A 10074-nucleotide genomic window follows, 5' to 3' on the forward strand; every position below is an offset into this window, starting at 1 on the left:
GGATTCAACCGCTTGCGCGGGTTGCGGACTTTACCGCCGGTCGGGAATTTCACCCCGCCTCGAAGAACATTTATTTAATTCTCTTACAGAATAATCCTGCTTTTGTGTTTTGTCAAATTATTAGGGTGAATATCTTTTTAAATATGGGTTAAATTCTATTACTACCGGTAATTTGAATAGATTTATTTACTGGGAATTAGTGCAATTTATAATGTCAATTTTAACCGCATTGCTTTTGCCGATTGCTACTATTGCATTTACTAGACAAGTACAAGATTATTTACACAAAATTCGTCAAGATATTTTGCATCATTACTATAATCAGGATAATGACGAGAAAGTTTCTAGTATGCAAAACAGACTGACTGCTAACTTAAAACTCTTAGCTGATAATTATGTAACACCTTGGGTTGCTATCTTAAGCGGTGTTTTGGAAATTATAATCTCAATTATTTTGCTAGCAAGCATGAATTGGATTTTAATTTTGGTAACGGTAATTTTTGCAGTTATTATCTTGTCGATGCCAAAGATTATGGAAAAAAGACTTCATCTGCAATGGATAAGGTTAATAAGAAAAATGATAAATTGTTAAATACCATTGAGCATTGGTTAGGTGGTTTGCAAGAATTACGTCGCTATAGTGCATACAGCCGATTAATCAAGCAGCTTAATAGAGCAAGTAATGACTATGTTGAAACTAGTAAAAAAAGCTTTTAAATATCGAAGCATTTCTTACCTCTTTAATGGTTTTGGTAATGCTATTGCTCAAGTAGGGATGAGTTTTATCGCGGGTATTTTGTTCTTGCTTCATATAATTTCTTTTGGTGATTTTGTTGTTGCAGGCAGTTTTGCTTTTACTATTTCTTCAGCAATTTGGAATATCACGCAAGCAATTACGCAGGTTAAATCAACTAATGCTCTCCGGACCCAGATTGCTGATTTAAGAAAATCAATTCCTGATAAAAATGAAAATAAGACCTTAGCTTTCGGAATAAAAGTCTCAAACTTATCTGTAAAATATGATCAAGGTGAAACTATTTCATATCCCGATTTCACAATTAAAAAAGGACAAAAAGTTTTACTCACAGGTGATTCTGGCACTGGAAAATCTACTTTATTCAAAGTGTTATTGGGCAAATTAAAACCGAAAACTGGAAGTGTGACTTTCTTAGATAGAAATGGGGAGGCAATTATGAACGAATTCAAGCAGATTCACCAGCAAGCCAATAAAGCGGCTGCTATTGATGTATTGCATGCCTTCTATGCCAAATGGCACAAGAGTTATAATCATGTCATAAGAAACCTGAAAGACATCGAGCCACACCTGCTGGTCTTCTATAATTATCCTAAGTAGATCAGAGCTTCAATTTACTCTACCAACATGATTGAATCTTTTAACAACGTCATTAAGCGCAAGGCTAAGCCTAAAGCAGAGTTTCCGACTGAACAGTCGCTTGATACTTTTATTGGCATCCAAGCAATGAGTTACAATGACCGCCACTTCAACCGAATTCACAAAGGCTTTGGTCAGGTTCAGGACACCTTAGAATCTTACTTTGATTAAATAAAGAATAAAAAATCAATCTATGAGAAAGATCTATTTACACAAAAGATTTGACAGTTTCGATCTGAAGGATAAGATTAAAGATAAAGAATAATTTGTTAGTTTTAAAGCACTTAGTTTTTAATATTAAGTGCTTTTTTCTTGATGGTCGTCAATTTCTGCTAACAACATTTCTCCTAAACTAAAACATGAAAAGCAAAGGAGGAATATAAATGGTAAAAATTCAACAATTTTTTGTTAAACATCAAAAAATAATTTTGTCACTTAATACTGTGCTGATTTTGCTTGCGGAAGCAGCTAAATGGTTATTCCATATCAATGCTGCTTATCAAGTTCTGATGCTAGTAGTAGGAGTTATTGGTTTGATTCCAATATTGTTAACAGCTATTTCATCATTGAAAGTAAAATTAGTTTCCATTGATGTTTTGGTATCATTGGCGGTAGTTGGCGCTATTATTATTGGCGAATTTAATGAAGCAGCAATTGTTACCTGGCTTTTTGCATTGGGTGATGTTCTGGAAGAACTTACTCTTAAAAAGACGCGTAAAGCTGTATCTGATTTAACTAAAATGGCGCCACGAACCGCGTTAGTCTTGCAAGATGACGGGACAACGGAAGAAGAGGATGTAGATTTTATTGATCCTGGTGAAAAGATTTTGATTAAAACCGGAGATCAAGTCCCAGTTGATGGAAAAATTGTCTCGGGTTCAGGTTATCTAAATGAAGCTAATGTTAATGGTGAGTCGAAACCAGCCGATAAAAAACAAGGTGATCAAGTCTATGCCGGTACAATTCTAGAAGATGGCACCTTGACAGTAGAGACTACGGCAGCCGGAGATGATACTACCTTTGGCAAGATTATCGAAATGGTAGAGGAAGCTCAGGATTCCAAATCTCATACTGAGAAGTTGATCAATCGTTTTTCTAAATACTATACTCCTGCGGTATTAGTGATTGCGATTATTGTAGGCTTAATTACAAGAGACTTCAAATTGGCAATTACAGTAATGGTTCTAGGTTGTCCAGGTGCTTTGGTTATTGGAGTTCCCGTTTCAACTGTTGCCGGTATTGGTAACGGAGCTAAAAATGGCGTGATGTTTAAGGGCTCTCAAGTAATGGATGCAGCTCGTAAAATCGATGAAATCGCCTTTGATAAAACTGGTACTTTAACAGTTGGTCACCCAGAGGTAAATAAAATTGAAGTTCTGAGTGGTAATAAGGACGAAGTTGTTAACCTAGCTGCTAACATTGAGTCTCAAAGCAATCACCCGTTAGCTAAAGCAATGGCTAAGCTTAGTGGGCAAAAGATTGATCAAATCGAGACTAAGACAGTTAAGGGCAAAGGTATGATAGCTGACTTAGATCGAGAACGGTATTATTTAGGTAATTTAGCCTTAATTGAAGAAAATACTTTTGCTAATCCCAAATTAACTCAAGTAGTTAATAAACTAAGTAACTTAGGAAACTCTGTTGTAGTCTTGGCTAATAGTGATCAAAGTAAATTGGCTATTTTTGGCATTAAAGATCGTCTTCGCCCAGAAGCAGAAATCGCATTGATGCAATTAAAGCAACTAGGCATCAAGAAGTTAGTTATGCTTTCAGGTGATAATCAAGAAACAGCTCAACAAATTGCGGCTGATTTGCCAATTGATGAAGTTCATGGACAAATGCTTCCAGCTGATAAGGCACAATTTGTTAAGCAGGAACAAGAAAATGGTCATCACGTTGCCTTTATCGGTGATGGGGTTAATGACAGTCCTGCATTGGCTAATGCCGATGTGGCTATTGCAATCGGTAGCGGTACAGATGTTGCAGTCGATGTTTCAGATATTGTCTTAGTCAAAAATGACTTGCGTAAAATTGCCTATGCTTTATCAATTTCTAAGCGGACCGTTTTAAATATGAATGAAAATATTGTAATTGCATTGTTAACCGTGTTGTTACTATTCATTGGGTTATTTGCAGGTTATGTCGAAATGGCTAGCGGTATGTTTATTCATGAATTTAGCATCTTAGTCGTAATTTTAAATGGTATGCGCTTAATTAGAAATCATCGAAAAGTTGATAACCATCAATTTTCTGATAAGGAAAAAGATTTAGCATAAAACATGTAAGAGATAAGAAAGGAAGGTTTTTATGCAAAAAGTAATGATGAAGTTAGGTGGCATGACTTGCCCATCTTGCTTAACCAAGATTGAAAAAGCTGTTGAAGATGTCGATGGTACAGATCAAATTAAGGTATTATTTAATGCCGGTAAGTTAAAGTTCATGATGAATGCTGATAAGGCTGATGTTGATGATGTTAAAACAGCAATCGAAAAGATGGGCTATGAAGTTAAGGATGTAAAGGCAAAGGAGTTAAACTAATGAAGGCAGAAGAAGCATATAAGGCAGAGTTAAAGCAAAGTGACATTGATCATCATACGCCTACAGCTGGTGCAATGGTTGGTCACATTATTGCCAATTTACTGATTCACACTTTAAAAATTAATCAAGCTAAGTTCTTCGCTAAGGGTCAAGCTAGTTTGTTTTTAGAGCAGCATGCTGATGAGTGGATCAGATATGAACAGAATGAGTTTAACCGGCTAAATCAGATTTTAGTTAATAATGGCGAAAGTATACCTACTATTACTGATCAATTTAAAGAATATACTATGCTTGAGGAAGACGGAGCAAGCAAGTACAAAGATGGCCAAGACCAACTTTTTGCTTTAGTAAAAGACTTTGATACACAAATCTTATTTATTACTAAGGCAATTGCCTTAGCTCAAAAAGAAGCTTGGCCAGAATTGAGTGCCAATTTAATTGAACTTCTAACATGGATTAAGGAACAAATTCGTCAATCACAAAACTTCTTGGGCCATGAATTACGTGAAGGATTATATACTGAAGAAGATGATGATGACGATGATTTTTAAGTAAAGGAAGTTTTTTGAATGGCAGAGTTGTGTGTACACTTAGTTCCATTATTTAATGCATTACCGACAAATGATCAAATGCAAATAGAAGAGCTAGTTCACCATCAGAATTATCAAAAAAGTGAATTAGTAATGGATCCTACATCAAGTAATAATTTAGTAATTGTTGCTCATGGTGGCGCTCGCCTTTATACTTTAGACGAAAATGGCCGCGAGAATGTTACGCAGATTTTAAAAACGGGTGATTATGCTGGTGAAAACTGGTTATTTGGTGAAGCAAATATCAATACTTATGTTGAAGCTACAGAAAATAGTGAGATTTGTTTGCTTAATCGAAATGAATTTTTAGCGCTAATGAAAAAGAAACCAGAATTAAGTATTCAACTCTTAGAGCAAAATATTATTAAAGTACGTGCTATGCATAGGCAAATTCAATTACTTAGTTTGCCTAAGGTGGAAGATAGACTATTGAGTTATTTGCAGACTTATGCAAAACAAGTGAATAAGAACTCATTTACTTTGCCACTAAAAATGAAAGATTTAGCCTTGTATTTAGGTACTACTCCCGAAACTTTATCGCGTAAATTCGTACTCTTAGAAAAGCAAGGAACCTTAAAACGAAAACTACGTCACATTGATTTATTCTAATTATTATTAAAGATCTACGAGCCAAATGGTTCGTGGATTTTTTCATTAAGAATTATTGCATGGTAGTTTTTTAATTAGCGAAAAACCAACTCCCTTGATAAAATTTTATTTAGAGTAGGGAGACACTATGTCACTAATTTATATTCGTCAGTTGCCAAAAATGACCTTGAACAAATTATGCCGATCATTGATGAAGCAAAAAAGTTTTTAAAAGAGGAGGGGACCCCGCAATGGCAGAGTGATTATCCCAATGTTGAAACAATTACAGCCGACATTGAAGAAGGCGTAGCCTGGGTCTTAATCGTTGATCAGAAAATTGCCGGCTACACTGCAATTACTTATGGACCTGATCCAAATTACAAAAAGTTTGATGGCAAATGGAATAATGATCTTGATCCTTATGTGGCCATTCACCGTGTAGCGATTTCTGATGAGTATCGCGGGATGCATATTTATGACGATTCAGTGAATGTCTTAACCAACTTTTCAGTTTTCCAGCATAAATTGAAAAGTTGGCTGATTTTGCGGCTGTCTCACCAGCACAACTTAATCCAAGCCGCAATTAATGCCGCAAAGATCGCACCGATTTGACCACCGACTGCCGCAATTGAGGTCATCTTACCAATTCTGCCGCTTTCAAAGCTTTCGGTGATTAAGGCAATGCCTACACCATATTCACCGCCGGCACCAATACCAGCGAGAAAGCGTAAGGCGTAGATCTCATAGATGTTGTTGGTAAAAGCCATTAAACCGGTAGCTAGGGCGAAGATTAAAACCGTGTGTGAGAAAGTTTTAAACCGGCTAATCTTGTCACCTAGGATGCCGAAGCAGATACCGCCGACTAGCATCTCTAAGTTAGTGATTGAGGAGATCAACCCAGCGGCTCCACCAGATAGGTGCAAATCCGCAATCATTGAACTCATTGCAAACGATAAAAAAAGCACATCCATGTTTTCAAGCGCAAAACCTGATGAAGTAGAGGCGATGACCCACTTCTGGTTTTTACTTAGTCCATGACTGTGCTGCGTAATATATTTCATATTTAACTCCTCCAAAACGAATGCTCTCTGTCATCCAATTATTTCTTCGTCTGTATATGATACGCTTTTTGAATAAAGAAACAAGGGTTGCTATGAAAAAAAGATCATCCTCTCGTGCTGAAAGAATGATCTGAAAACTTTGTTTTAAATCTAATATACTAACAATCCGACGCCTAAAGCGACTAGACACAAGACAAATTCGATTACCAGTAATTTCCAACACCACTTGAACCATTTGTTAAAGTCGATGTTAACCAACATCAAACTCATCAAGATTAATCCGGTTGGGGCAACTAAGGAAATAAAGCCAAGGCCCCAGTTGTAGGCATCAATTACACTAGCACGATCGATTCCAACCACATTGGCAAGTGGTGCCATGATTGGCATGGAAAGTACGGCCAAACCAGATGATGATTGAATGAAGAATCCCAGAATGATGTAGACAATGAACAGGAACCAAATGAAGATTAATGGACTCATGCCAGAAATCTGTTGGCTGAAAAAGTGCATGATGGTGTCACTGGTGTGACTGTCGTCCATAACAATGGAACCGGCTCTTGCCAACCCGATTGTCAAAGCAACACCAAGCAAATCGCTAGCACCATCAACGAAGGCTTGCACAACTTTGTGCTCGGAAAGTCCTGAGAAGATAGCCATCAAGTAGCCGGCAGTTAAGAAGACTACCGAAATTTCGGTGAAGTACCAGCCTTTTTGTTGTACACCCCAGATCATGACGATAAAGGCAATGCCGAAGATGATCAATGATAATTTTTGTTGCCAAGTAAAGTTGGCTGGTTTGTTAAAGTCGGCATCGTTTAAGTACTTTTCACGATCTTCTTCGTATTGGTCGTAAACAACAGATTTAGTAGGATCTTTACGTACCTTTTCAGCGTAGCGAATGACATAGATCATACCAACTACCGTACAGATGACCCACATGGTAATTCTGAGTGGTAAAGCTCTGGCGAAGTTAACACCGGCAGTGTTAGAAGCGATGATCGTTGAGAATGGGTTAATGGTTGAAATCATGGTCCCAATACTCGTTCCCAGGAAGATCGTTCCTAGAACTGTCATCGTATCATACCCGGCTAGCAGGAAGACTGGAATTAGGATTGGGTACATGGCCATCGTTTCTTCGGCAAGACCAAAGGTTGTACCACCAAGAGAAATTAGCCCCATCACAAGGATGATCAACAGAACTTGCTTACCTTTGATTTTCTTAGATAAAGCCTGCATCCCCGAGTTGATCGCGCCGTTTGCGTGAACGACACCAATACATCCACCTAGGATCAAAACGAAGGCGATGATGTCGACACTTTGAGCGATACCTTGTACCTGTGAGGTGAAGAACTGATTGATCGCCTGCCACAGGTTAGGCTTCTTTAAATTGATTCTCTCGTAAGAATTTGGAATAGCAACTGGCTTGTAGATTGTGCCATCCTTAAATTTCTTGACTGCAATGTTGACCTTGTGCTTCTTTAAAGTGGCCTGAGTAGCAGGTTCTTTGTACCTTTTGCCACTTGGTCTGGTAACTACGAAATCTTTATTGCTGGTATCATAAGCAATCGTCGCATAGTTACCGGCAGGAATAACAAAAGTCAATAGTTGAACAAGCAAAAGTACAATTATGATGACGGTATAGGCCGTCGGAAATTGGTGCTTTTTCTTCTTTTTAGTAGCCATAATAAAACCTCCTTACTTGTATAACTATTGATTTATAGTTTTATTATACAGTTAAGAAGGCATCTTTTGATAGCGATTTCATATAAATATAATAAAAAAGCCGAGCTTGACTCGACCTTCTTGTTATTCAGCGTGTTTACCGCGATTTCTGTGCCAGAACTTGCGTGTAATATAGATTGCGGCAATTACCATAATCACCAATGGAGTAACCACGAATTTCAAGATGTTACTGTTACGTTCAGCTTGTACATTAGCATGATTTTTGGCAGTAGCAGGTTTGTTCTTCTTACTTGTTGCCTTTTTCTTATTAGGCTTACTGCTGGTAGCTGCCTTACTTGGACTAGCATTTTGCTTTTTGTTTAAATTAGAAGTAGCAGAATTTGGCATCTTGTGTTGGTGACGCCATTTGTCTGTTTTCTTGATTGCTGAATGGCTGTTGTGATTATCCTTTGTTACATTCTGTGAATGTTGTTGATTATGGGTAGTGGTTGTGCTACTACTATCCTTCTTATTTGGCAAATAGTAGGCACAATCGATGTAGGTGACACCACTTGGATTGTTAGGATCAACTTCAAGGGCACGTCCACCATAAGGGGGATTGCCAGCTATCTCAAAGTCACCAATTCTCTCTGGTAATTGCCCCATGTTAAAGATTTGCCGCTCAGGGACACCGTTAACCACTTTTACCGTATCGGCATACATGACTTGTAAGGTTTGACCAGTATATTGATTTATGCAACGCCAATATAATGATTGGTAGGTTACATTTTGTTTATTTGGTTCAGATGTTTGTGGTTGATTAGTTTGATCATTTTCATCAGCTAAAACTGGAGTAGTCGTTAAAAGCAGGGCAGCTGGTAACGCTGCACACAGTTTGATGAGGAATTTTCTTTTGTTTAACATTTTTCTCACCTCTAAATAATAACGCTTACTTTCTACTTAAATTTTAGCGATAACTTTCGATGAATACAAGTTAAGAATAAGCAAGATTATAGTAAAATAACTAATGAAAGCGATTTTACAAAGGAGAGACGAATTATGAGTTTGACTGTAAATCTTTATTACAATGGCAAAAATGGTGATGCCAGAAAGTTCGCACAAGAAATGGAAGACAAGGGTATTGCAGGTCGTATTCGTGCCGAAGAAGGCAATGAAAAATATGATTACTTTATCCCAATGGACGATCCTGAGACGGTTTTATTAATCGATAGTTGGCGTGATCAAAAGGCGCTTGAGGCTCACCATGCTTCACCTATGATGAAGGAATTGGCTGACTTGCGTGAAAAGTATGACTTGCATATGCGCGTTGAACGCTACATCTCAGATGACAGCGGCGTGCCTGCAAGTGATCAAAAGTTTATTCGGAAATAAAGATGATTAGAAAATATCAAAAGAGCGATTTAGATACGTTGATGCAGATTTGGCTTGAGGGTAACCTTGATGCACACGATTTTATTGATCCAAGTTATTGGTATGATAACTATGAATTGGTGAAAAAAGAGTTGCCGAATGCTCAGCTGTATGTAGATGAAGAAGAGGGCGAGATAGCTGGTTTTGTAGGGATGCAAGGCGACTATATTGCCGGTATCTTTGTTAAAAGAGATCATCGGGGCCGCGGTATTGGCGGAAAGCTGATTGACTTTTTGAAGCTAAAGCATGATAAATTGCAGCTGTCGGTGTATGAAAAGAATGAGGCGGCTATTAGTTTTTATCAAAACCGTGGTTTTAAGTTAGTGAAAAAAGAGATTGATCAAGAGGCTGGTACAGCCGACTGTTTAATGGAGTGGGATGCATAAAAGTTATGCCTAGGAATTTATAATAAGTATTTTTTCATAATGGACTAGCGGTATTAAGCTTAAAGTAATGAAAGTCAGGAAAAGCATGGTGTTGAGATGTCAGAAATTGCTTTAGCTTGGGAATGGGCTAAGGGTATCACTACTCCAATCGTTGGTTCAACGAAGATCAAACACCTTGAATCAGCTGTGGATTCGATGGACGTAGAGCTCACACTAGATGAAGTAAACTATTTTGATGAATTGTATGTGCCACACCCAATTATCGGTGCAATTAATCAAAACCCACCTGAGGGCACAGTGGTTTTAGATAGGAAATGGAGTAAAGAAACTATTAAGTGTAAAATCCAATGTCATTAAGTTAAGACATTGACAATTAATATTAGACTTTTAAAGCACTGATTTAACATTTAATTGGTTAAATTGGT

11 protein-coding genes and 3 pseudogenes are annotated in these 10074 nt (G+C 37.6%); 11 read left to right on the forward strand and 3 right to left on the reverse strand.

Features of this window, described 5'->3' with window-relative positions; all coding sequences use genetic code 11:
* Positions 1-172: 172 nt before the first annotated feature.
* From JEM49_RS10540 to JEM49_RS06640, 8 genes and pseudogenes are all read left to right on the forward strand, one after another.
* Positions 173-592 carry an ABC transporter transmembrane domain-containing protein gene (locus tag JEM49_RS10540; protein WP_242509795.1) on the forward strand — a complete coding sequence of 140 codons (420 nt, stop codon included), beginning with the start codon at positions 173-175 and terminating at the stop codon, positions 590-592.
* On the forward strand, positions 556-717 hold the full coding sequence (locus JEM49_RS10545) for a hypothetical protein (RefSeq protein WP_155830906.1): 162 nt from the start codon (positions 556-558) through the stop codon (positions 715-717). Before JEM49_RS10540 ends, JEM49_RS10545 begins: the two co-directional genes overlap by 37 nt.
* Before the next feature lie 58 nt (positions 718-775).
* Positions 776-1564 (forward strand): annotated as a pseudogene (locus tag JEM49_RS10550) (transposase).
* Between the two features lie 212 nt (positions 1565-1776).
* A complete protein-coding gene (locus JEM49_RS06620; RefSeq protein ID WP_087236399.1) occupies positions 1777-3669 on the forward strand; it encodes a heavy metal translocating P-type ATPase in 1893 nt (630 codons plus the stop codon).
* Between the two features lie 31 nt (positions 3670-3700).
* A complete protein-coding gene (locus JEM49_RS06625; protein WP_014563600.1) occupies positions 3701-3931 on the forward strand; it encodes a heavy-metal-associated domain-containing protein in 231 nt (76 codons plus the stop codon).
* Entirely contained in the window at positions 3931-4482 is a 552-nt protein-coding gene (locus tag JEM49_RS06630) for a DNA-binding protein (RefSeq protein WP_025006173.1), read from the forward strand. The genes JEM49_RS06625 and JEM49_RS06630 overlap by 1 nt, the downstream gene beginning before the upstream one ends.
* 18 nt (positions 4483-4500) lie before the next feature.
* The gene (locus JEM49_RS06635) at positions 4501-5130 is read left to right on the forward strand and encodes a Crp/Fnr family transcriptional regulator (protein ID WP_025006172.1); all 630 of its coding nucleotides are present in this window, start codon (positions 4501-4503) and stop codon (positions 5128-5130) included.
* Positions 5131-5307: 177 nt separating this feature from the next.
* Positions 5308-5721, forward strand: coding sequence for a GNAT family N-acetyltransferase (locus JEM49_RS06640; RefSeq protein WP_242509796.1), 414 nt, complete (start codon positions 5308-5310; stop codon positions 5719-5721).
* Here JEM49_RS06640 and JEM49_RS06645 read toward each other — a convergent pair.
* The 3 genes and pseudogenes from JEM49_RS06645 to JEM49_RS06655 all read right to left on the reverse strand — a co-directional run.
* A pseudogene (locus JEM49_RS06645) lies at positions 5679-6170 on the reverse strand (MFS transporter); the annotation flags it as partial. The gene JEM49_RS06640 and the pseudogene JEM49_RS06645 sit on opposite strands and share 43 nt — an antisense overlap.
* Before the next feature lie 150 nt (positions 6171-6320).
* A complete protein-coding gene (locus JEM49_RS06650) occupies positions 6321-7853 on the reverse strand; it encodes a YfcC family protein (RefSeq protein ID WP_201874286.1) in 1533 nt (510 codons plus the stop codon).
* Positions 7854-7976: 123 nt separating this feature from the next.
* Positions 7977-8756: a hypothetical protein gene (locus JEM49_RS06655; protein WP_201874288.1), complete on the reverse strand. Its 780-nt coding sequence runs from the start codon at positions 8754-8756 to the stop codon at positions 7977-7979.
* A 135-nt stretch (positions 8757-8891) separates the two neighbouring features.
* Here JEM49_RS06655 and JEM49_RS06660 point away from each other — a divergent pair, with 135 nt between their 5' ends.
* From JEM49_RS06660 to JEM49_RS06670, 3 genes and pseudogenes are all read left to right on the forward strand, one after another.
* Entirely contained in the window at positions 8892-9224 is a 333-nt protein-coding gene (locus JEM49_RS06660; protein ID WP_013437941.1) for a putative quinol monooxygenase, read from the forward strand.
* A 2-nt stretch (positions 9225-9226) separates the two neighbouring features.
* Complete coding sequence (locus JEM49_RS06665) at positions 9227-9649, forward strand: N-acetyltransferase (protein WP_201874290.1); 423 nt, start codon at positions 9227-9229, stop codon at positions 9647-9649.
* Positions 9650-9730: 81 nt separating this feature from the next.
* Positions 9731-10006: pseudogene (locus tag JEM49_RS06670) on the forward strand (aldo/keto reductase); the annotation flags it as partial.
* Positions 10007-10074 lie beyond the last annotated feature (68 nt).

The sequence above is a fragment of the Lactobacillus sp. A27 genome (assembly GCF_016742815.1).
Lineage (GTDB): Bacteria > Bacillota > Bacilli > Lactobacillales > Lactobacillaceae > Lactobacillus > Lactobacillus gallinarum.

What these genes read in the sequence shown, in the direction of transcription:
- JEM49_RS10545 (WP_155830906.1), top strand. Translation starts at nt 556, where the DNA reads ATGGATAAGGTTAATAAGAAAAATGATAAATTGTTAAATACCATTGAG.
- JEM49_RS06620 (WP_087236399.1), top strand. Translation starts at nt 1,777, where the DNA reads ATGGTAAAAATTCAACAATTTTTTGTTAAACATCAAAAAATAATTTTG.
- JEM49_RS06625 (WP_014563600.1), top strand. Translation starts at nt 3,701, where the DNA reads ATGCAAAAAGTAATGATGAAGTTAGGTGGCATGACTTGCCCATCTTGC.
- JEM49_RS06630 (WP_025006173.1), top strand. Translation starts at nt 3,931, where the DNA reads ATGAAGGCAGAAGAAGCATATAAGGCAGAGTTAAAGCAAAGTGACATT.
- JEM49_RS06635 (WP_025006172.1), top strand. Translation starts at nt 4,501, where the DNA reads ATGGCAGAGTTGTGTGTACACTTAGTTCCATTATTTAATGCATTACCG.
- JEM49_RS06640 (WP_242509796.1), top strand. Translation starts at nt 5,308, where the DNA reads ATGCCGATCATTGATGAAGCAAAAAAGTTTTTAAAAGAGGAGGGGACC.
- JEM49_RS06650 (WP_201874286.1), bottom strand. Translation starts at nt 7,853, where the DNA reads ATGGCTACTAAAAAGAAGAAAAAGCACCAATTTCCGACGGCCTATACC.
- JEM49_RS06655 (WP_201874288.1), bottom strand. Translation starts at nt 8,756, where the DNA reads ATGTTAAACAAAAGAAAATTCCTCATCAAACTGTGTGCAGCGTTACCA.
- JEM49_RS06660 (WP_013437941.1), top strand. Translation starts at nt 8,892, where the DNA reads ATGAGTTTGACTGTAAATCTTTATTACAATGGCAAAAATGGTGATGCC.
- JEM49_RS06665 (WP_201874290.1), top strand. Translation starts at nt 9,227, where the DNA reads ATGATTAGAAAATATCAAAAGAGCGATTTAGATACGTTGATGCAGATT.